Below are 20,088 nucleotides of genomic sequence, written 5' to 3' on the forward strand. Positions count from 1 at the left end.
CCCTCTTTCATCATGACTTCTTCCACTTCCGATCACATCAACACGCTGCTGCAGCACACCGGCCAGGCGCCACTGGACCCGACTGCGGGGTCCGGTCCAGTGGCTTTGCCGTCGTACCGCACCAGCACCGTGCGGTTTGCCTCCATGGACATGCTGGATCGCGCCCAGGCGGCCAAGCAGCGCGGGGAACGGGTGCCCACCTACGGGCGTGTCGGTCTGCAGACCCACGCCGCGCTCGAGGAATTGCTGTGCCAGCTTGAAGACGGCCGGCGTGCCTTTCTGGCGCCCTCCGGGATGGCGGCCATCAGCATGGCAATGCTCGCGTTCTTGAGCCAGGGCGAACACGCGCTGGTCGTGGACTCTGTGTACGGCCCGGTGCGCTATCTGCACAAGACGATCCTGGCGCGCATGGGCGTCGCCATGGACTTCGTAGCGCCCGACATCGAACATTTGCAGGCAGCGCTGCGCCCAGAGACCCGCGTGCTGTATCTGGAATCGCCAGGATCGCTGCTGCTGCAGATGCAGGATCTGCCCGCGCTGTCGAGCTGGGCGCACGGCCATGGGTTGACCGTCATCGCGGACAACACCTGGGGCTCCGGCTACATCTATCGCCCGCTGGCGCTGGGTGCCGACGTCTCCGTCATCGCCGCGACCAAATACGTCGGCGGCCACTCCGACCTGATGCTGGGGGCCGCCATTGCCCGAGATCCGGCGCTGATCGCGAAACTGCACGAAACACACTATGCGCTGGGCAGCACCGTCAGCGCCGACGATGCCTGGCTGGCCATCCGCGGCGCCCGCACGCTGGGGCTGCGCATGCGTGCCAGCGGGGAACACGCGCTCGCCGTGTGCAAATGGCTGGCGCAGCGCCCCGAGGTTTCCCACATTTTCTTCCCCGCCTGGCCACAGGATCGCGGCCACGCGCTCTGGCAGCGGGATGCCACTGGCTCCAACGGCCTCCTGTCGGTAGCCGTCGATTTCAGCGAGCCACAGGTGCGCCGCGTCATTGACGCGTTGCGTCTGTTCGGCATTGGCTACTCGTGGGGCGGCTATGAAAGCCTGGTGACCCAGGTGGAGCCGGCGGCACTGGCCAGTCACAGCTATTGGTCCCAGGTCGCGGATGCGCGCATGCAGGGCGGCACCGTCATGCGACTGCACGTCGGGCTGGAAGAACCGGCCGACCTGATCGCGGACCTGGAACAGGCCTTCGCGGCGGCAGGTGCAGGAGCCTGAGAGAGGCCTCACGACACCCCGCGCGCGGCGCCTAATGAAGCAGACCCGCGCGGTGGGCGAGATCGTGGGCTAATTCGCGGGATTCGCGAACAGTTTCCAACACATCGAAAGTGGTGATGCCACTGGGATCGACCACAATGTCCCCATTCACGAGGACCCACTTAACCCGTCGCGAGCTTCCCGAGAGAATCAGGTTCGCCGGAGGATTCAGCGCCCCCCCGTAATGCGGCGCCGAAAGATCAAACACCGCGACATCCGCCACGGTACCGGGAGACAGCTCACCCAACCGGCCCGGGAACCCCAGCGCCTGCGCACCGTTACGCGTACTCATGTTCCAGAGTTGCGGAATCGGGATCTTTGCCGGTGTGAGATATTTTGCATTCATCAAGAGGAAGCATTCGCGCATCTGATCCAGCATATCGACCGAATCGTTGACCATCGGACCATCCGTTCCCAACGCCACATTGATGCCCCCGTCCATAAAGGCACCCAAAGGCGCCACACCACCCGCCGTGAACGCGCTGCTGGGCGGACAAGTCACAATCGAGGCACCACACTCGGCCGCCACACGTACTTCTCCCTCGTCGATCCAGGGGGCATGGACGAGCAATGTCTGCGGGGTCACCAGCCCGTGCCGAAGTAACCAGGTGACCTCTCCCATTCCTTCTCTGAGCCGAAAATCCTTGACGCTGCGAAATCCTGTTCCTCCTGTAATATGGTCGGAGAGCGGCACATGATATTTCTCGACGAGCAACGCCGCGTAATTCGCGAGATCCACGTCCGTCGCGCCGCTTTCCAGCCAGTGTTGACCGGATTCAAATACCAGATTCACGCAGAATCGATGATTCAGGTCATGCGGATACCGTTGCAGCAGCTTTTCTACTTCCGCCCGGTGTCTGGCGACTCCATCGTGAGGCTTTGCACGCAATTCTTTACCAAAAAACTGCCTTATGCCAGTTGATTCGGACACCTCGGCGAGCGCGGACACCCAGTCATAGTCCACCCCTTTTACAGAATGATTGAAAAAGGTGCTGGTCCCGCTCAGAAGCATCTCGGCAGCGGCAAGCCGCATACTGACCAAGTAGTCGTTACGGCTTAGCGCTTTTGTCGCCGGAAATAAGATCTTCTTGACCCAATCCTCAAGATAAAAGCCCTGGGAAAGCCCTTTCAACAAGTTATACCAGTGATGCTGATGCATGTTGATCAGCCCGGGCGTCACGAGGCAACCGGTGGTATCGATAACCTGGCCCACTGAATCGTCCGAGGGCGCGGCGGCCATCTCGCCGACATCCATGATCGCCTTTCCCTCGACGAGAACGAACCCCTTACGGATGTAGGTGAAGGCAGTGTCCATCCTGAGGACCCCACCCCCACGCAAGAGCAGGGTATTCACGAGGCAGACTCGTTCAAATGCTTTGCCCCCTGCATGTAATTCTCAATCCACCACAGGTGAAATACCCAGCGCAACGCTTCGGATCGATCCTTGCCAAACTCGCCGGTATGCACGAGGCGATCCAGAAGCTCGAGATCGCCCTCCGGGACGGAAACCGGTACGTCCTCCAGCACGAGTGGCGTATTCAGAAACTGGGGCACATAGGACGTATCCCGACTCAGTTCGCGAGTGGCTTTGATCTGCTTATTGATGAACTGATCGACCGTACGCTGCGTTGAAAGCTTCTTCATCTCGGCGCGACCCTGCTGCTCGGCCAATTCGGCCTCGGTTCCCTGATAGATCGCAATACGAAGCGGCTTGTATTGGAAGTTGTTCGTGTACATCACGTCAGCGCCGCACACGTTGGCAATCATCAGCGTGTCAATCAGCGCCATTACTTCCACGTAGTCCCCCTTTCTGGCCAGGTTCGGGCCAATGAAAGGGTGGCCATGGCTGTCGATCCCGGTGTTCATGAAGAAGTTGAAGGAATCGTGTACGTCGTCCGGCGTCAAACCGTACTCGCGCTGGGCCTCCGCCTGCATGTCGTGACAATTGGCGTGCACTGGCAGCCCATACTGATAGTCGTAGATCCATGCGGAGCAGCGGCCGTACATAATGTCATTGCTGCCCACACTGTCTGTCACGATCACGGCCATTGGCCGATCACGTGGGGACGCAGACCATAGGAAAGCCCCCGTCGTGGGGGTCATGCCATGAACATGCCGCGTCCGAGCAGTGTGGAAATGCTCCTTGTAGTCATGCAGATTGAAGCAATTGAAATCCGCGCACTGCCCGCCTTCTTCCACCTGTTCGATTCGCAGAACCTGGCCCGTGAGCACCTCTACCGCTTTCCCCGTCCCTGGGTTGAGCACCGTTTCCCACAACAAGTCCCTAGTCATGATTCACTCCCAGTCCATCAGCAATCTGCGCGACCGCACCACTTCAGATGGGCGAGTTTGCGGGCCGCGCCGGTCTGCTCAACTGCCAATCCCGTGCTTCGCACAATAATCACGTAGAGCCGTCAGCAGAATTTCCTCCCTGCTCCTTCCCTCGAAATGGCGCTTCGACGTGTTGTCCAGCAACTCGATCTGCTGCTGATTGAGTCTGACAGTAACCTTTTCGTCGCTCATGATGCTCGCTCCTGTTAGAGAGGCGGTCTCCATCCTTTTGGCGACCGGGTGTATTCCTTGTTCACGCTATCGATGTTCTCCGGGGTAACCGGCAGATTAGGGATAGAGATCTCAGTCACGGCCGGCTTCTTGCCATTGCGAATCGCGATGCCGAGTTTGACGGCATCGACTCCCATCAGCACCGGCTGCAGCGCCACGTCATAGTTGATGCAGCCCTTGCGCGTCAGCTCTTCGGCCTGCTCACCGAGCACGGCCGTCAGCACCTTGGTCTTTCCGCATCGATTCGCGGCCTCAACCGCCTTGGCAGCTCCATCTCCGACCGTGTCGTCCGCGCCATACAGCATGTCCAAATCAGGAAACCGCTGCAGGAAATCCGAGGCAATCGACAGCCCTTCGGCAACCGCGGGCTCCGACGTGCGCTCGGCGACAATCTTGATCTTGGTGCCTTTGAGGTCTTCTTTGAAACATCTGAGACGTTCAGTGGACCAATGCGCTCCGGCAGGCCCCGCGAGCACTCCGACGGTTCCCCCATCAGGCAGAAGCTTTTTCGCACCGACGGCCAAGTCCTGTCCGACCGTGCAATGCGAAGCGGAGACGGACCCCAGTGCGCCCGGTGCCGGATCGCCCGCCCCCAGAACGATGATCCCGCTCTTGACAGCTTCCTGTATGGGTCGCTTGGTCACATTCGGATCGGCCGGGTCAACCAACATGATGTCGACCTTTCCCGAGATCAGATTTTCGATCTGGCTGACCTGTGTCGCAACATTGCCATACCCATTAGCCGAAAGGATCTTCACAGCGTAACCCTCCTCCTTCGCCTGTTTCAGGATCCCGTACAGCATTGACGTAAAGAATGGACCTTCCACGGTCGGCACAGATACACCGATCGTGCCGTGGCTGGTTGCGGCTCCCGCTGGCATCACCGCGGTCAAGCCGACAGCACCCGCCACCACCGCGGAAAGAATAAATCGAGACCTTCGTCCAGTGCTCATAATTACCTCCTCGCCATTTCATGGAACACAGACATCAACGTTGAAACTACGCACCGCCCCTGGCTCTAAGGTCACGGCTCATATATTGATCTCCGGCGATGGCCAGAATCATGGCAACCCCGATCACCATAAGCTGTGTATAGGAAGAAACGCCCAGCAAATTCAGCCCATTGGCCAAAACACTCACAAAGACGACGCCAACAGCAACCCCCAGAATATTTCCTCTACCTCCAAACAGTGATATGCCCCCAAGGACGACTGCCGCAACCGACATGAGAGCGAGGGATTCCCCCAAAGACGGTTGTCCCGTTGCCACCCGAGCCGTCAGAATGAAACCGCCCAGCGCAGTGAACAACGCACAGACTACATACGCCATGAACTCGGTCCTGGCGACGCTGATGCCACAAAGATGGGCTGCCTCGCGGTTTCCACCGACCGCGTAGATATGCCGGCCAAATTTTGACTTTTGGAGCACAAAATACCCGATGGCCAGCAGAGCAACTGCAACAATGACCGGGGCAGGCACCCCGAGGACAGTGGCATAGGCCAGTGCGGTGAAGCTATCCGGTAGCCCGCTGATCGGCGTCCCACCACTGAGGTTCAGCGCGGCGCCGGAAGCAATCGACAGCATGGCCAAAGTTGCAATGAACGGAGCAACGCGCATCCTGGTTACGACAAGTCCGTTGATCAGGCCCACCAAGAATCCGGCCAAAAAACCGAATATCACACCTGCCATCCAGCCATACTGGGTGAACCCGAGCGCCGACGCGACGCTGACCAAAGCCACGGTGGAACCTACCGAGAGGTCAAGGCCGGCAGTCAAGATAACGAAGGTCTGCCCAAACGAAACGCAGGCGAGTGCAGCGGCCTGCAAACCGACATTTCGCAGGTTCGACGCCGTCATGAAATTGCTCGACGAGAAACTGAAAATCAGGCCCATGATGATCACTACAATCGGCAGCCCGATCTGGCGCAGATCGAGGCGCCCCAATGGACCCGCAACGGCGCGTTGTTGTTGATTATGTTCGTTCACCGGGGCCTTCGTTGGTCTGATATTGTTCATGGATCAATGAATTCCCTGCGTTTGATTTATAAGACCGCGACCTCGTCCTTGCCTGTACGCAAGCCCTCGAACGCAGCCGTAAGCATGGCTCGCTCGTCGAATTCCGCGCGATCGAACTCACCGTATATGTATCCGTTCGACATGACGATCGCGCGATCCGCCACATTGATGATCTCAGGCAATTCAGACGAAACCAATATCACCCCTGCGCCCTCGCGAGCCAGTTCCTGGATAAGGCAGTAGATTTCATACTTTGCACCAACGTCGATGCCTCGCGTGGGCTCATCGAAGATCAGAACGTCGGCACCCGACGCCAAACCACGTGCAACAATGACCTTTTGTTGATTCCCCCCTGAGAGATTGACAACCGCCCGATCTAGCGCACCCGTCACCCTGACCTTCTTTACCAACTCAGCGGTTAGCGCGCTGACCCGCCGACTCCTGATGACACCGTAAGACGACAGGCGGCCCAGGATTGAAAGAATGATGTTTTCCTGCACGGACATATGGAGGGCAAGTCCCTGATCTTTGCGATCCTCTGGCAGATAGACGATCCCCGATGCAATCATGGCCGCCACGGACCCTGGGGCCAGCCTCCTGCCGTCCAGGCTGATCGCTCCCGTGTCGATCGGATCCGCCCCCGCGACCGCTCGCATGACCTCTGTCCGTCCGGCGCCGATCAGGCCGTAAAAGCCCAGTATCTCGCCGCGCCGCAACTCGAAAGAAATATTGGCGAACCGGTCTCTTCTGGTTAGTCCATCCACCCGCAGCAGTGGCGTCTTCTGAAGCTCGACATGCGGGGGATACAGCTCGCTGATCTCATGACCGATCATTGCACCAATCAGCTTATGGCGGTCGAGTTGCCCGATCGGCGCCGTCAGGACCCTGCGGCCGCCCCGAAGTACCGTGACGGTATCCGCGATTTCCGCCACCTCATCGAGCCGATGAGAAACAAACAAGATTGCTTTCCCACTTTCCTTGAGCTGAACAATAATATTCAGCAGACGCTCCGCTTCCCGCCTCGGAAGCGACGAAGTGGGTTCATCCATGACAATCACCCGAGCATCCAAAGCCAGGATGCGCGCGATTTCGACAAGCTGCTTCTGCCCAGGCGAGAGCCTGGACGCCTGCATGTGGATGTCGATGTCTCCCGCATCCAGGCGCGCCAACGCATTCCTGGCGGTTTCATCAGCCACATCGCGGGAAACGATCTGACCACATTTCCACTTGACGGGCTCGTTACCGAGCACGATGTTCTCGGCGACGCTTATCCACGGAACAATAGTCAGTTCTTGATAAATGGCCGCAATGCCACTGCGACGCGCTGAAACGGGAGACGCGAATGAAACTTGCTCACCGCGCAATTTGAGCGACCCGCTGTCAGGCTGATTCACCCCCGCCAATATCGCGATCAATGTGGACTTTCCCGCACCATTCTCGCCGACCAGCGCGTGTACCTGCCCCGACTCGAGAGCCAGGGACACGCCATTCAGCGCCTTCACACCGGGAAACGACTTGGTGATTTCGGACGCTTCGAGAATCGATGGCATGATGCCGGGCTCCAGGGCCTAGCGTTGTGGAATGTAGGCCACTGCTTGCACTTCAAGGCGTGTTTGGGTCGTGGGCAGCAACTCGAGGACCCGTACACACGTACTCGCCGGTGCTTTGGCGAAAAACTTCGCCCGAATGCGCGCATATATTGGGTAGTCCCGGAGATCCGTAAAATACTGGGTGAGATTCACGACATCGTCGAGGGTGCCCCCCGCACTAGCCACCGTGCGGCGAAGCGCATCCAGCACATACCAGGACTGGGCGGCGATCGGTCCCTCCTTCTCGTCGCTGGACAGTTCTCCCGTTTCCCCCGCCTCAGCCCGCGCGTGCTCGGGCAGATCGCGGTAGCCAGTGATTATGTGGCCAGCCCGGACATCGGCCGCCAATATCCCCGCAAAAAACACCATATCGCCGGCGCGCCGAAAGGGCGCATAGCCAGCCAAAGGTTGCGCTACATCCTCATTCTTGCTTGACCTGATCATGGCATGCCCCGTGTGAATGAGTCAGATCACACCTACGCTACATCCCGGTGCAAAACGCGTCAATCGGACAGATCCCAATAAATCACTAGTTGAGATAATTAGGTGTAAACCCTCGCATTTTCAAAAATAGTGACGGGGCGCGTACGGAAGTTGACAAATCTTTTCTATCCATCTGGTTTCATACAGATATATCTACCATTCCATGTTGTGAAATCATGGGCAACGGGATGAAACCTCAATGTCAATGCCTCTCTTTCGGGCGGTTCACGGTTCGTCGTGTCAGTTATTGAGAACAATGTCCACGCCCGTCGGCATCGCTTCGAGGCTGAACCGGTCCCGGTGCATGGCCGCGCCGGTTCCCGCTCCGGAGGCTGATGCATGTTCTCAATATGTGATTATCTGATGACGCTGAGCCTGCATATCGACGCGCTTCCGGGCATCATGGGATTCGAGCCGCCGGCGCATGCGCCGGCAGTCATATTGCTTGGGAATGCAGATAATCCATTGTCTTATTTGGATAAAGTCTCGATGCCAGCGCTGCCTATGGCCAAAAGTCTGAACTGAAACGAGCGGTCGGGGTTTGTACGTAATTATCTCATTAAATGAGAATTCACCCAAAATGATGTTGACACCCACACAGGGTCGCTCTACGGTGGCGGAAACCACGCATCGGATGAAAGAGGCACTTCAATGGAACGATTCGGAGTGGACGTCATACGGCCTGCCGTCGTCACGATCGACATGCACCGCGGGCACCTGGATCCGCATGTGGCCACCATGCCCGTCGCGCCGGGAACCGAAGCCCGCACCATCCGCAACAACGCTTCCTTTCTCGCAGCGGCACGCGCGGCGGGCGTCCCCGTGATCCATATGCTCACGCAGTACACGGACGTCAGCGAAATACGCAGCAATCCCTTCTGGCGCACCCGCGCGGATGATCCGAAGGCAACCCGCAAACATGTGGAACGCCATCAACTGAGGGGCGGTCCAGGTTGCGAGATCATGCCTGACATCCTGGATCCGGACTACGACCTGATCCTCGACACCAAGCGACGCTACGACTGCTTTGAAGCCACGGATCTCGAGTTCGTCCTGCGATCGAGAGGCGCCAACGTACTCTTTTTCACCGGCATCAACACCAATAGCTGCGTGCTCGCCACGACGGTCCGGGCCAACGTGCGCGATTTCGCGCCGGTGGTGGTAGAGGACTGCGTCGATACGATGGACGGCCCCGAGCTCCATGCGGCAGGTCTCTCCGTCATCCGCACGGCCTTTGGCTGGACCATGATGGCAGCCCAGGTCGAGAGCGAGGTTTTCGCGGGCCTGGCCCCTCGCCGTGAAGCACGCTCGGGAGCTTGAACCCTCCAGCCTGAAAAATCTGGGAGACCGCCATGGCGGACACCTTAGGGAAGATCAAAGCGGCAGTTGTGCAATCCTCGGGCTGCTTCCTGAACCGGGACGGGGCCGTCGAGAAAGCCGAAGCCCTCATTGCCCAGGCGGGCGCCATGGGCGCGGAGATCGCGGTCTTTCCGGAGGGCTACATTCCGGCACATCCGCTGTGGTTTCATTTTCATTCGGCCACCAGTGCAAGGGGCCTGGAAATGGCCGCCGAACTCTTTCGCAATGCGGTAGTCGTGGGCGGCCCGGAAACCGACCGGCTCTGCGCAGCCGCCAAACGCGCGGGCGTCTGGGTGGTCATCGGCGTCTGCGAAAAGCTGGCGAACACGACGGGCACCATGTGGAACAGTGCCTTGCACATCACCCCCCAGGGAACGATTGCAGCCAACCACCGCAAGATCAGCCCGACCGTGGGCGAACGCCTGGTCCACACGGGCGGGGGCAGCGAGGGGCTGCAGCTCCCCAGGACGCGCTTTGGATCCATCGGCAGCCTGCTGTGCGCCGAGAACTCGAATCCGCTACTGGTCTTCAGCATCGTGGCGCAATACGCCGCCGTGCATGCGGCGCTCTGGCCCAACCACTTTTCACCCACACAGCCCCGCATGCGCGACGTCATTCTGACGGCGTCGCGGGCGATTGCCTACCAGGGCGGCTGCTACGTATTGAATGCGGCCGGGACCGTCACCGAATCCATGATCGACCAGATCGCATGCAGCGAGGCGGATCGCGCCTGGCTGCACGATGCGGCCAATCTGGGCGGCAGTTGCATCATTGCGCCCGGCGGCGATCTGGTCGCTGGTCAGGCCGGCGCGGAGGAAACTATCCTGGTGGCGGAGCTGGACCTCGACGTCGCGGTCAGCAAGCGCTCCATCCATGACTTTGCGGGCCATTACAACCGCGCCGATCTGCTCGGCCTGGTGGTACACCCCACGCCTCACAACCTGTTCCAGGCGCCCTGGCAGAGCGCATCGCCCAGCGAGCCCTGGAATCGGCCGCATCCGGGTGGGTCCGACATCGCACGAGCCGCCGACCAGGCAGACGGGGCTCCCCAACCGCAACACACGCTTCACCACGGCAACTCGTAGGAAAACAGACTCGCTGCACAGATACAGGAACGAATTCGGCACATCGTCAGGTGACTGAGAGGCGGCGTTCCCGCTCGCAATCGGCCACTCGTCAGGACCAGGAGAACATTGCATGGCTCGCACCACAACGATCAAGGCGGTCAAGGTACATTTCCTGTCGATACCGCTGGAAAGCCCGCTGATCACGGCTGCATTCCCCATTCCCGCGATCGACACTGCCATGATGCAGATCACCACAGAAGGTGGCCTCCAGGGCGCGGCGTGGAGCTTCGCCTTCGGACGCGGGCGCGTCGCCAGCCTGGTGCGCATGATGCAGGACCTCGGGGAAATCGCCATCGGCCACGATGCGCTCGACACCGAAGCGCTGTGGTCCAAGCTATCGAAGGCGGTGGGATTCATCGGCCAGCGCGGCGTGGCCGCCGCCGCCATGTCGGCCATCGATACGGCCTGCTGGGACATCAAGGGCAAGGCTGCCAACCTGCCGGTCTATCAGGTGCTGGGGGGCTTTCGCCACGCGGTGGAGGCCTACGCCAGCCAGGGCCTGTGGCTGGACCGTTCGCCGGATGCGCTTGCCCGGGAAGCCGCGAGCTATGTGGAGCAAGGCTTCAAGGCCGTCAAGATGCGCGCCGGGAAGCCCGACGAGGACGAAGACGTTGCGCGGGTGCGCAGCGTGCGCGAAGCGATCGGACCGGACTGCAAGCTGATGATTGACGTGAACCAGGCTTGGAACCTGAAGCAGACGCTGCGCATGGGCCGCAAGCTCGAAGAGTTCGACGTGTTCTGGCTCGAAGAGCCCATGCCCTACAACCAGCTGCAGGACTACGTCCGTGCGACCGAGGGGATTTCCATGCCGCTGTGCACGGGCGAATCGTTCTACCTGAAGGACGAAATCCTCGAATTCGTGAACCATCGCGCCGCCGATTACTTCATGCCGGACATGATGCGCATGGCCGGAGTGACCGAGTGGATGAAGGTGGCTCATGCCTGCGAGGCGCGCCACGCGATGGTCACCCCGCACCTGTTCATGGAGCATTCGTCACACATGGCGGCCGCTTGCCCGAACGTGGTCTGGCAGGAATATCAACCATGGTGGCAACCCGTGATGCAGGAACCCATCGCAATGGCCGACGGCAAGATCCAGCTCTCGGACAAGCCGGGGTTTGGCTTCGAGCTATCCGAAAAGGCCTTGGCCGAATTCACGGTTTCCTGACCGGGGGATGGACATGGCCGAACAAGCCCATCGATACGCCGACCTTTCCCGCCGTTTTGATCTCAGCGGCCGCGTAGCCCTCGTCGTCGGCGGGTCGCGAGGCATAGGCCGCGCCATTGCCGAAGGCTTCGCCGACGTAGGCGCCCGCGTCGCCGTGGTGGGCCGCTCTCCCGAGCCTCTGCGAGACGCGGTCGCCGCACTCGAACGGCGAGGCGCAAAGGCTATGGCCCTGGCGGCCGACGTGAGCAAGTCGGCTGACCGCTCCCGACTGATCGCCGACACGGTGAGCGAACTCGGCGGGCTGGACATCCTGGTCAACAGCGCCGGAGCCAAGCCGTTACGCGGAGACATGCTGGATCGCGAGCGAGCTTTATTGCCGGAGCTGCTGGAGGTCAACGTCCTGTCCTACTACGAGCTCACCCTGGCCGCCGCGCGCCTCATGAAAGCCAGGAAATGGGGAAGAATCATCAACGTCGCCTCCTCCACGGGCCAGAAGGCGCGCCGCGGAATGGGCGAATACGCCATCACGAAGGCCACGGAAATCATGATGACCCGCGCCTTTGCGGTGGAGCTCGGCGAATACGGCATCACGGTCAACGCGTTGGCACCCATTCTGACGCGGACGGAATTCTCCGCCGCGCAGCTCGCCGACGAGTCGGACGTCGCCAGGGTACTGGCGATGCAAGCCATCAAGCGCATTGCGGACCCGGAGGACGTGGTGGGAGCCGCGCTGCTGCTCGCCTCGGAAGCGGGCGCCTTCATCACGGGCACCACGATCAGTATCGATGGAGGGGCAGGCGCCTAATCGATCGGCCTACGTTCAGGAGGAGCAGCTGACATGCAGGAGAAGAAATTAATCGATGAAAAGGCAGCCAACGCGCTGCCGCACTACGAGCCTTACGGCTGGCAGCACTGGCCCGAGCATCCGTGGCTCTCTTACCAGTTCAGGCGCGCCCTGGGCGAGACCCAGGAGGGCGGCGGCAGCGTCAGCGAGTCGTTTCTCGCGGCGAGCCGCATGAAGCCCGGCGACAAAGAGAGCTGGCACAAGGAATGGAACGTCATCGCGCACGCCAACCTGCAACGCGGGTATGAGGCCGAGGCCGCCGGGCATCTCATCACGGCCAAGCACTACTGGCTCAAGGCCTGCAATCAGTTCCGGTCGGCGGAGTTCTGGCTGGGCGCCCACGACGAGCGCCGGCTCGCCACCTTTCTCAAGTGCGAGGAAAGCTTTCAGGCGGCTGGCGCCTGTTTCGATCCGCCCATCGAGCATGTCGAAGTCCCTTACCTGGACGGACAAACGCTGGCCGCCTATTTCGTGCGCAGTCCGGCCGCGAAATCGGTGGATGCGCGCCAGCCCGTCCTGATTGCATTCGGCGGCCTGGATTCCTTCAAGGAAGAGCTCTACTTCATGGTCGGACGGGGAGCACTGGAACGCGGGATCTCATGTCTGCTGGTGGACGGACCGGGGCAAGGGGCCACCTTGCGCAAGCTGGGCATCCATACCCGATTCGATTACGAAGTGCCGGTAGCCGCCTGCATCGATTATCTGGAAACGCGCGACGACGTGGACGCCAGCCGCATCGCCGCTAGCGGCTCCAGCCTGGGCGGCTACTACATCGCCCGCGCGGCGGCATTCGAACCGCGGTTGGCGGCCGCTGTCTCGCACGGAGCCGTCTGGGCCGTCAACGAGATCTGGGGAGACGCCGACGAGACGCACGGGCTGGCCGGACATATCAAATGGGTCTTTGGCGCCGGATCCATGCGGGAGGCCCTCGAAATGGGCAAGGCCTTTACGCTTGAAGGGATCGTGGGGCGCATCCGCTGCCCCTATCTGATCGTTCACGGAGGATTCGATGTCTTGGGTGTGCGCCAGGCGCGACACACCTATGACGCGGCACGCGGGGCGGGAGTCGATGTGACGCTGCGCCTCGTGCAGGAAGAGGAAACGGGCGCGGAACACTGCCAGCACGACAACCCGACCCTGGGTCAGGACGCAGTGGGCGACTGGCTCGCGGACCGTTTCAAACTGGCGCAGCGACGCCGCTAGCACCCTGGTTTACCAAGAAAGCCCACCAAGAGGCCCATGTACCCATATCCCAAGGAGAGAGACATGAATCTGAAAATGGCTGGTCTGAAAACCTTGTGTCTGGCCGTCAGCATGGCCTGGCTGTCATCCGCCAGTGCGGCGGGCTTCACCATGAAGCTGGCACACTCGGCTGCGCCCGGCGAGTCGCGCGACGTCGGCGCCCATAAAGTGGCCGATCTGCTCAACGGCCATAATTCCTGCGGCCTCAAGGTCCAGGTCTATCCGTCCTCCCAACTGGGCGGCAGCAACGACATGATTCAACTCCTGCAGTTGGGTTCCGTCGAGGCAACGCTGCTGCCGGCGTCGTTCCTGGTGGGATTCCAGCCGCTTCTCGGTCTGCTGGATCTCCCCTACTACCTTCCCGACGATCCGCACAAGCTCCTGAAAGTGCACCACAGTCAGGCCATGAAGGACCTGCTGGCGACGACCAGCAGCAAGGGCATCGTCTCGCTGGGCGTCTGGCACACGGGCTACAAGGAATGGACCGGACCCAAACCCATGGAGGTGCCCGCGGACTACAAGGGCCTCACCGCGCGGGTCATGCCTTCCCAGGTCCTGGTCGAACAGAATCGCCTGCTCGGGCTGCAGAACGTCTCGATGAACTTCGGCGAGACATACTCCGCCCTGCAGAACGGCACCATACAGGCCCAGGACAACCCGATCACCCTCATCTACGCGATGAAATTCTACGAAGTCCAGAAGTACATGACCTTGACCGACCATGGCACCCTGGACCAGGTATTCATGGTCTCCAAGAAGTGGTGGGACAAACTGCCCAAGAGCTGCCAGACGGAGGTGCAGGCAGCGGTCGATGCCGGGTCCAAGGTCTCCTTCGACAAGACCTATGAAGACATCGGCGTGGCGATGAAAGCTTTCGAGAAAGCGGGCATGAAGGTCGTCAAGATGTCGCCCGACCAGAAACAGGTTCTCGCCAAGGCCGTACAACCCACGCGGGCGTTCTATGTGAACCTCACGCACCAGGAGGGCAAGCCTTATCTGGATAAGTTCGATGCAGTGATCGCTCAGGTCGAAAAATGAACGTCCTGCTGCGAACCATCCATCGGATGAATGCGGTCAGCCGCGCGTTCTCGGGCGCGCTGCTGCTCGTCATGACGTTCGTTCTGTTCCTGAACATCGTCGCCCGCAACTTCCTGGGCTATTCCTACATCGGGGCGGAAGCCGTGGGCACATACCTGATGGTATGGCTGACGTTCATCGGCGCTGCCTTCATCGTGCCCAATCACGGCCACGTGTCGGTGGATCTGCTGCTTCGCGCAGCAGGTCCGCGTCTGATGCGTGCCGTGGTGATGATCACAGCGGTCGTTGGCATGGGAACGTCCGTCTACATGGCGTTCCTCGGCATACAGCTCACGGAATTCATCTTCACGACGGGACAGGTGGAAACGACGCTGAACATCTCGACCGGCTACCTCTATCTCCCGGTCGGCATCGGCATGATCCTGATGTTCATCAACTACGCGGAACTGCTCGCCGCCATGCTGCGCAAGGACGATTCACGATTACCGGTCGTCGAGGTGGAAATCTGAATCGCCCTTCTCCAAGGATTCCCATGCGCGAAGCGCACTCCCACCCTATCGCGAAGAGGAACTAAATGCCCTTTGTCGCCGTCTTGCTCATTGGTCTGGGCGCCTTGCTGGTGCTCTCAGTCCCTATTTTCCTCTCGCTGCTGCTGCCGACCATCGTCGCCTTCAATGTGTCGGACCTCGGCCTGCCTGCTCTGTCGGTTGCCCAGCGGGCCGTCCAGGGAGTCAACATTGCGCCATTGCTGGCCATTCCTCTCTTCATCTTTGCGGCGGATGTCATTTCGCGGGGAGAAATCGGCAATCGGCTGGTGGCGGTCGCCGACGCCCTCGTGGGGCACATCCCCGGAGGCCTTGCGATTGCGACTGCGCTCACCATGGCGGTGTTCGGCGCCATTTCCGGCATCGGCGTGGCGGCCGTGGTCAGCGTGGGTCCAATCGTCTACCCCGCTCTGATCAAGCAGGGCTACAGCAAGCAGTTTTCCATCGGGCTGATCCTGACGGGATCCACATTGGCCATGCTGATCCCGCCCAGCGTGGCCGTGATCCTGTACTGCCTGCAGACCGGCCAGTCCATCGCCAGGGTCTTCCTGTCGGCCTTTGGTGCGGGCCTGGTATTCCTGCTCCTGTTGATCCTGTACTCGCTGTTCTACGCCCTGCGCCACGGCATAGGCGCGTCCCGGCACTTTTCGATGTCGCTCACCGCCAACGCCCTGCGGCGCGCGGGCTGGTCCCTGATGCTGCCGGTCATCATACTTGGCGGGATCTACACCGGATACTTCACCGTCACCGAGGCTGCGGCGGTCTCGGCAGTCTATGCGATCTTCGTGGAGGTCTGCATCTACCGGCGCCTGAAACTCGGCGATCTCTTCGATGTGTCAGGCACGTCGGCAGGCACGATCGCCATGCTCCTGATCCTGATCGCCGCGGGATCCGTCATGACCTGGTTCATGACGGTCCAGCAGGTGCCTCAGATGATCGCCGGGGCGATCGGCCAGGGGTCGGCCGAATCGCTGCTCCTCATCATCAACGGCATATTCCTGCTGGCCGGGATGTTCATTGACCCGAACTCGGCCATCATCGTCCTGGCGCCCCTCATTTATCCGGCCGCCATTGCCACAGGCATCGACCCGATCCACCTGGGAGCGATATTGACGCTCAATCTGGCCATCGGCATGATCAGCCCGCCATTCGGCATCAACCTTTTCGTGGGGATCGTGACCTTCAAGTCCCACTTCGCCGAGGTGGTCCGGGGCTGCATCCCGTTCCTCATCATTGCGCTGATCGCGCTGGTGATCGTGACGTATCTGCCGGCGACCGTGATGTGGATGCCGAAACTGTCCGGAGTCTTATGAATGCGGGGCACCGGACGGAGCTCGTCCGGCGCCAGAGGGACGGAGCGCCTTACTCGACCTGCGCGTCGTACCAGTCGAGGATCTCCGATCCCGTCATGGGAACGACCCCGTCGTGGCCCAGGATGTAGTCGAACAACTGCTCCAGATATTTGATCCGGTGCGGCACCGCGGTCAGGAAGGGATGGACCGAGATCGCCATGATCCGCGTGGAGTCGGCACTCTCCTGGTAGAGCCGGTCGAACTGGTCGCGGCCGCGGCGGAGAATTTCGTCGGACGGCTGCAACTGCACGGCACTCATGACGACGTCATTGATTTCGACCGGATACGGCAGGGTGGTCATCCTTCCGGTCTTGGTCCGCATGCGCACCGGCTGGTCGTCGAGCGGCCAGTTGCAGACATACTCGATGCCGGCCTCGGCCAGCAGGTCCAGCGTGTCGTCCGTTTCGGTCAGCCCCGGGCTCTCCCAGCCGCGCGGCGGCTTGCCGGTGCAATCCTTGATGGCCTGAATCGTATCGACAATGGCCTTGTGTTCGTCTTCGACCGTGTGCATGGGGGTCTGGACATAGCCATGGCCGATGAATTCCCACCCCGCTTCATGAGCCGCCGCGGAAGCCTCCTCGTAAAGCTTGCAGGCGCTGCCATTGATCGCCAGGGTCGCCCGCATGTCGCGGCTCTTGAGCGCGTCCAGGTAGCGCCAGAAGCCCACCCGCATGCCGTACTCATGCCAGGCCCAATTCGGCAGGTCGGGCAGCATCGTCTGATGCATGGGCGGCGGAAGCAAGACGCGGGGCATGGGCTTTTGGGGGCGCCAGTTCTCGACGTTGACGATGGTCCAAAGGATGATCTTGCCATCGCCGGGCAGCTTGAGTTTCTTCCGCTTGTGAATGGGTACGTAGGGCACACGATCCCGTACGCTGTCTCCGATCTTTCCCATGCTTTTTGCTCCTTCCGTAGAATCCTTTTTGTTGGCTCGTGCTGCTAAAGACCCGTCCCCTCCGCAAGCAGGCGCATGGCCGTGCCGCAGCAGATCTCGTGGCTTTCCACATCCGTCAGGCCAGGAATGGCTGCGATGGTCTGGTCGGGATGATCATCACCCATGTCGAAGGGCGCATCAGTCCCGATGCAGATCCGGTCCGCCCCCACCAGATCAATGAGATAGCGCAGGGCCTTTGGCTCGAAGACCAGGCTGTCGAAATAGAACCGACGGATCAGTTCCTTCGGCGAGGTTCGGGTGGCCTTGTGCGCTTCTGGCCGAACCTTGTGCCCATGCACCAGGCGCCCCAGCTGGTAGGGCGTGAATCCCCCGCCGTGCGCCAGACAGATCTTCAGTTCGGGCAGTTCGTCCAGCACCCCGCTGTACATCAGGCGGGCGACCATGACGGCGGTGTCCAGAGGATTCCCGACCAGATTGGTCAAATAATAGTCCTCCAGACCCTGCTTGGCACCGACATAGTAGGGGTGGGCAAAGACAAAGAGACCCAGTTCCTGCGCACGGCGCAGCACGGGGCGGAACCGCTTGTCGTCCAACTGTGCACCTTCGATCGAGGTCCCGATCTCGATGGCCCTGAAACCATGATCACGGGCAACCCGTTCCATTTCCGCGATCGCCGCATCCGGGTGCTGCATCGGTATCGTGGCCATGCCGCGCAGCCGGGCCGGGTTCGCGCCCGCCATCTCGGCCACGCCATCGTTGACCAGTCCGGCCACCTTCAGGGCCAGGTCGGCGTCGGCCCAGTAGTAGAACATTGGAGGCGCCGGCGAAATGACAGAGATGTCGATTCCCTTGCGATCCATGGATTCGAGCTTCGCCTCCGGATCGTGGAATTCCTCGAAGAGGGGGTAGGCATATCCCTGCTCATGGACGATCCTGCGGGTTTCGCCTTGCGGATCCACGCGTGCCTTGAATTCGTCGGGCGACCGTTCCAGCGCGCCCAGGAAGCGGCGCGGAATGACGTGGCTGTGAATGTCGATGCGCATGTCAGCTATACCTCTTTGGCCGGCCGTCGTCGGCGTACCAATCGAACGGTTCATCGGAGAGATTCACCATGATGTTCTGCAGCTGCGTGTAGGCTTGGTAGGCCACGATGCCGTTTTCGCGCCCGATCCCACTCATCTTGAAGCCGCCCCAAGGGGACGCCGGCCCGATGCGGTGATGGTCGTTGATCCAGACAATACCCGATTCCAGCCGCTGTGCCACGCGGTGCGCGCGGGACACATCGCGGGTCCAGACGCTGGTGGCCAGGCCATAATCGATGTCATTGGCAATCGACACGGCTTCGTCCTCCGTCGCGAAGGGAATGACGCACGTCACCGGCCCGAAGATTTCTTCCTGGGCGATCCTCATGGGGCCCGTAACGTCCGTAAAGACCGTGGGCTCATAATAAAAGCCGTCCTGGAGATCGGCTCGTTCGGAGCGTTTGCCGCCGGCAGCCAGGTGTGCACCCTCCTGAAGTCCGATGGCGACGTATTTTTCTGTCAAATCGCGCTGTTTCGCGGAAACCAGAGGTCCCATCTGCGTCTCGGGATCACGCGGGTCACCCAGCCGGATGGCGCGGGAGCGCTCGACGAGTCTCTGTGCGACCTGATCATGGACGGATTGGTGCACCAGGATCCTCGCCCCCTGGACGCACGTCTGGCCGCTGGCGATGAAGGCCGCGAACAGTGCCGCCGACACGGCGCGCTCGACGTCCACGTCAGGAAAGAGAATGACGGCAGCCTTGCCGCCCAGTTCGGCACCCACCTGCGTCAGGTTCTGTCCCGCGAGGGACGCGATGACCTTCCCGGTGGCGGTTCCACCCGTGACGTCGATCTTGCGGATGCCTGGATGCTTGACGAGCGCCGCGCCGGCGCCGGCGCCGAATCCCGGAACGACATTGAAGACGCCGGGCGGAACGCCGGCCTGGGTCAGGATTTCCCCGAGAATCAGCGGCGTGATGGGGGCCAGCTCGCTGGGCTTGACGACGAGCGCGTTTCCGGCCGCCAGGGCGGGGGCCACCTTCTTGGTGAGAATCAGCAGCGGATGATTCCACGGAGTGATGAGCCCGACCACCCCCAGCGGGAGGCGAAGCACGTAGTTCAGATGATCCCCTGAAAACGGCGGCACCGCGCCTTCCTGGGTACGCGCGACCGCGCCGAAATACCGGAACCATTCGGGCAGTCGCGCGAGCTGGGCCTCCATCTCGCGCCATGGGCGCCCGATCTGGTCGACTTCGAGGCTCAGGAGATCCGGCAGGCGGGTCTCCAGAGCTTCGGCCGCACGGTGCATGATATCGCCCCGCTCGGCCCCCGAAAGACCCGCCCAGGAAAGCCGCGCGGACTCCGCCGCCTGGACGGCAAGATCGATGTCGGCGGCATCCCCTTCGCTGACCTCGCCGATGACGGTCTGATTCTTGGGGTTGCGAATGGTGAAGGTCTTGCCGGATGCAGAGGGCCGATACGTGCCGCCAATGAACATGCCCCAGGATTTCATGGTTTGAACCTCTGATTCTTGGTGGAGGACGCGGAGTCGTCGGCTTCGGGTCATCGAGCCC

The 20,088-nt window shown here is 61.0% G+C and carries 20 protein-coding genes; 10 read left to right on the top strand and 10 right to left on the bottom strand.

Going from position 1 to position 20,088, the window contains the following annotated elements:
- Positions 1 to 12 precede the first annotated feature (12 nt).
- The gene (locus ACVCMJ_RS10555) at positions 13 to 1,233 is read left to right on the top strand and encodes a trans-sulfuration enzyme family protein (RefSeq protein WP_447081370.1); all 1,221 of its coding nucleotides are present in this window, start codon (positions 13 to 15) and stop codon (positions 1,231 to 1,233) included.
- 31 nt (positions 1,234 to 1,264) lie between these two features.
- Here ACVCMJ_RS10555 and ACVCMJ_RS10560 read toward each other — a convergent pair whose 3' ends face one another.
- The 7 genes from ACVCMJ_RS10560 to ACVCMJ_RS10590 all read right to left on the bottom strand — a co-directional run bounded on the left by ACVCMJ_RS10560 (position 1,265) and on the right by ACVCMJ_RS10590 (position 7,883).
- Positions 1,265 to 2,587 carry an amidohydrolase family protein gene (locus ACVCMJ_RS10560; RefSeq protein WP_447081371.1) on the bottom strand — a complete coding sequence of 441 codons (1,323 nt, stop codon included), beginning with the start codon at positions 2,585 to 2,587 and terminating at the stop codon, positions 1,265 to 1,267.
- A 35-nt stretch (positions 2,588 to 2,622) separates the two neighbouring features.
- A complete protein-coding gene (locus tag ACVCMJ_RS10565) occupies positions 2,623 to 3,564 on the bottom strand; it encodes a DUF1989 domain-containing protein (protein ID WP_447081372.1) in 942 nt (313 codons plus the stop codon).
- 78 nt (positions 3,565 to 3,642) lie between these two features.
- Positions 3,643 to 3,795, bottom strand: coding sequence for a hypothetical protein (locus tag ACVCMJ_RS10570; RefSeq protein WP_447081373.1), 153 nt, complete (start codon positions 3,793 to 3,795; stop codon positions 3,643 to 3,645).
- A gap of 14 nt (positions 3,796 to 3,809) precedes the next feature.
- Positions 3,810 to 4,787, bottom strand: coding sequence for a sugar ABC transporter substrate-binding protein (locus tag ACVCMJ_RS10575; RefSeq protein ID WP_447081374.1), 978 nt, complete (start codon positions 4,785 to 4,787; stop codon positions 3,810 to 3,812).
- 46 nt (positions 4,788 to 4,833) lie between these two features.
- The gene (locus ACVCMJ_RS10580; RefSeq protein ID WP_447081375.1) at positions 4,834 to 5,850 is read right to left on the bottom strand and encodes an ABC transporter permease; all 1,017 of its coding nucleotides are present in this window, start codon (positions 5,848 to 5,850) and stop codon (positions 4,834 to 4,836) included.
- A 26-nt stretch (positions 5,851 to 5,876) separates the two neighbouring features.
- Positions 5,877 to 7,400: a sugar ABC transporter ATP-binding protein gene (locus tag ACVCMJ_RS10585; RefSeq protein ID WP_447081376.1), complete on the bottom strand. Its 1,524-nt coding sequence runs from the start codon at positions 7,398 to 7,400 to the stop codon at positions 5,877 to 5,879.
- Between the two features lie 18 nt (positions 7,401 to 7,418).
- Complete coding sequence (locus ACVCMJ_RS10590) at positions 7,419 to 7,883, bottom strand: RidA family protein (RefSeq protein WP_447081377.1); 465 nt, start codon at positions 7,881 to 7,883, stop codon at positions 7,419 to 7,421.
- Positions 7,884 to 8,285: 402 nt separating this feature from the next.
- Between ACVCMJ_RS10590 and ACVCMJ_RS10595 the strand changes: the two genes are divergently transcribed.
- The 9 genes from ACVCMJ_RS10595 (at position 8,286) to ACVCMJ_RS10635 (ending at position 16,558) form a co-directional block, all read left to right on the top strand.
- Positions 8,286 to 8,447 carry a hypothetical protein gene (locus tag ACVCMJ_RS10595; protein ID WP_447081378.1) on the top strand — a complete coding sequence of 54 codons (162 nt, stop codon included), beginning with the start codon at positions 8,286 to 8,288 and terminating at the stop codon, positions 8,445 to 8,447.
- Positions 8,448 to 8,573: 126 nt separating this feature from the next.
- Complete coding sequence (locus ACVCMJ_RS10600; RefSeq protein ID WP_447081379.1) at positions 8,574 to 9,242, top strand: cysteine hydrolase family protein; 669 nt, start codon at positions 8,574 to 8,576, stop codon at positions 9,240 to 9,242.
- Between the two features lie 32 nt (positions 9,243 to 9,274).
- The gene (locus tag ACVCMJ_RS10605) at positions 9,275 to 10,366 is read left to right on the top strand and encodes a carbon-nitrogen hydrolase family protein (protein ID WP_447081380.1); all 1,092 of its coding nucleotides are present in this window, start codon (positions 9,275 to 9,277) and stop codon (positions 10,364 to 10,366) included.
- Between the two features lie 112 nt (positions 10,367 to 10,478).
- Positions 10,479 to 11,576, top strand: coding sequence for a mandelate racemase/muconate lactonizing enzyme family protein (locus ACVCMJ_RS10610; protein ID WP_447081381.1), 1,098 nt, complete (start codon positions 10,479 to 10,481; stop codon positions 11,574 to 11,576).
- Positions 11,577 to 11,589: 13 nt separating this feature from the next.
- Positions 11,590 to 12,381 (top strand): SDR family NAD(P)-dependent oxidoreductase, encoded by a 792-nt coding sequence (locus ACVCMJ_RS10615; RefSeq protein ID WP_447081382.1) that lies wholly within the window; start codon positions 11,590 to 11,592, stop codon positions 12,379 to 12,381.
- A gap of 33 nt (positions 12,382 to 12,414) precedes the next feature.
- On the top strand, positions 12,415 to 13,623 hold the full coding sequence (locus ACVCMJ_RS10620; RefSeq protein ID WP_447081383.1) for an alpha/beta hydrolase family protein: 1,209 nt from the start codon (positions 12,415 to 12,417) through the stop codon (positions 13,621 to 13,623).
- A 63-nt stretch (positions 13,624 to 13,686) separates the two neighbouring features.
- Complete coding sequence (locus ACVCMJ_RS10625) at positions 13,687 to 14,700, top strand: TRAP transporter substrate-binding protein (RefSeq protein ID WP_447081384.1); 1,014 nt, start codon at positions 13,687 to 13,689, stop codon at positions 14,698 to 14,700.
- Complete coding sequence (locus ACVCMJ_RS10630) at positions 14,697 to 15,209, top strand: TRAP transporter small permease (protein ID WP_447081385.1); 513 nt, start codon at positions 14,697 to 14,699, stop codon at positions 15,207 to 15,209. The genes ACVCMJ_RS10625 and ACVCMJ_RS10630 overlap by 4 nt, the downstream gene beginning before the upstream one ends.
- A 65-nt stretch (positions 15,210 to 15,274) precedes the next feature.
- Complete coding sequence (locus ACVCMJ_RS10635) at positions 15,275 to 16,558, top strand: TRAP transporter large permease (RefSeq protein WP_447081386.1); 1,284 nt, start codon at positions 15,275 to 15,277, stop codon at positions 16,556 to 16,558.
- 49 nt (positions 16,559 to 16,607) lie between these two features.
- Here ACVCMJ_RS10635 and ACVCMJ_RS10640 read toward each other — a convergent pair whose 3' ends face one another.
- From ACVCMJ_RS10640 to ACVCMJ_RS10650, 3 genes are read right to left on the bottom strand one after another with little or no spacing between them, the layout of a single operon-like run.
- Positions 16,608 to 17,492, bottom strand: a complete 885-nt coding sequence (locus tag ACVCMJ_RS10640) for a polysaccharide deacetylase family protein (RefSeq protein WP_447081387.1) — start codon at positions 17,490 to 17,492, stop codon at positions 16,608 to 16,610.
- Between the two features lie 44 nt (positions 17,493 to 17,536).
- Positions 17,537 to 18,535, bottom strand: coding sequence for an amidohydrolase family protein (locus tag ACVCMJ_RS10645; RefSeq protein WP_447081388.1), 999 nt, complete (start codon positions 18,533 to 18,535; stop codon positions 17,537 to 17,539).
- Between the two features lies 1 nt (position 18,536).
- The gene (locus tag ACVCMJ_RS10650) at positions 18,537 to 20,027 is read right to left on the bottom strand and encodes an aldehyde dehydrogenase (RefSeq protein ID WP_447081389.1); all 1,491 of its coding nucleotides are present in this window, start codon (positions 20,025 to 20,027) and stop codon (positions 18,537 to 18,539) included.
- Positions 20,028 to 20,088: the final 61 nt, after the last annotated feature.

The sequence above is a fragment of the Castellaniella sp. UC4447_H14 genome, assembly GCF_052978285.1.

What these genes read in the sequence shown, in the direction of transcription:
- ACVCMJ_RS10585 (WP_447081376.1), bottom strand. Translation starts at nt 7,400, where the DNA reads ATGCCATCGATTCTCGAAGCGTCCGAAATCACCAAGTCGTTTCCCGGT.
- ACVCMJ_RS10620 (WP_447081383.1), top strand. Translation starts at nt 12,415, where the DNA reads ATGCAGGAGAAGAAATTAATCGATGAAAAGGCAGCCAACGCGCTGCCG.
- ACVCMJ_RS10600 (WP_447081379.1), top strand. Translation starts at nt 8,574, where the DNA reads ATGGAACGATTCGGAGTGGACGTCATACGGCCTGCCGTCGTCACGATC.
- ACVCMJ_RS10560 (WP_447081371.1), bottom strand. Translation starts at nt 2,587, where the DNA reads ATGGACACTGCCTTCACCTACATCCGTAAGGGGTTCGTTCTCGTCGAG.
- ACVCMJ_RS10640 (WP_447081387.1), bottom strand. Translation starts at nt 17,492, where the DNA reads ATGGGAAAGATCGGAGACAGCGTACGGGATCGTGTGCCCTACGTACCC.
- ACVCMJ_RS10580 (WP_447081375.1), bottom strand. Translation starts at nt 5,850, where the DNA reads ATGAACAATATCAGACCAACGAAGGCCCCGGTGAACGAACATAATCAA.
- ACVCMJ_RS10615 (WP_447081382.1), top strand. Translation starts at nt 11,590, where the DNA reads ATGGCCGAACAAGCCCATCGATACGCCGACCTTTCCCGCCGTTTTGAT.
- ACVCMJ_RS10555 (WP_447081370.1), top strand. Translation starts at nt 13, where the DNA reads ATGACTTCTTCCACTTCCGATCACATCAACACGCTGCTGCAGCACACC.
- ACVCMJ_RS10630 (WP_447081385.1), top strand. Translation starts at nt 14,697, where the DNA reads ATGAACGTCCTGCTGCGAACCATCCATCGGATGAATGCGGTCAGCCGC.
- ACVCMJ_RS10635 (WP_447081386.1), top strand. Translation starts at nt 15,275, where the DNA reads ATGCCCTTTGTCGCCGTCTTGCTCATTGGTCTGGGCGCCTTGCTGGTG.
- ACVCMJ_RS10650 (WP_447081389.1), bottom strand. Translation starts at nt 20,027, where the DNA reads ATGAAATCCTGGGGCATGTTCATTGGCGGCACGTATCGGCCCTCTGCA.
- ACVCMJ_RS10595 (WP_447081378.1), top strand. Translation starts at nt 8,286, where the DNA reads ATGACGCTGAGCCTGCATATCGACGCGCTTCCGGGCATCATGGGATTC.
- ACVCMJ_RS10575 (WP_447081374.1), bottom strand. Translation starts at nt 4,787, where the DNA reads ATGAGCACTGGACGAAGGTCTCGATTTATTCTTTCCGCGGTGGTGGCG.
- ACVCMJ_RS10605 (WP_447081380.1), top strand. Translation starts at nt 9,275, where the DNA reads ATGGCGGACACCTTAGGGAAGATCAAAGCGGCAGTTGTGCAATCCTCG.
- ACVCMJ_RS10645 (WP_447081388.1), bottom strand. Translation starts at nt 18,535, where the DNA reads ATGCGCATCGACATTCACAGCCACGTCATTCCGCGCCGCTTCCTGGGC.
- ACVCMJ_RS10590 (WP_447081377.1), bottom strand. Translation starts at nt 7,883, where the DNA reads ATGATCAGGTCAAGCAAGAATGAGGATGTAGCGCAACCTTTGGCTGGC.
- ACVCMJ_RS10625 (WP_447081384.1), top strand. Translation starts at nt 13,687, where the DNA reads ATGAATCTGAAAATGGCTGGTCTGAAAACCTTGTGTCTGGCCGTCAGC.
- ACVCMJ_RS10570 (WP_447081373.1), bottom strand. Translation starts at nt 3,795, where the DNA reads ATGAGCGACGAAAAGGTTACTGTCAGACTCAATCAGCAGCAGATCGAG.
- ACVCMJ_RS10610 (WP_447081381.1), top strand. Translation starts at nt 10,479, where the DNA reads ATGGCTCGCACCACAACGATCAAGGCGGTCAAGGTACATTTCCTGTCG.
- ACVCMJ_RS10565 (WP_447081372.1), bottom strand. Translation starts at nt 3,564, where the DNA reads ATGACTAGGGACTTGTTGTGGGAAACGGTGCTCAACCCAGGGACGGGG.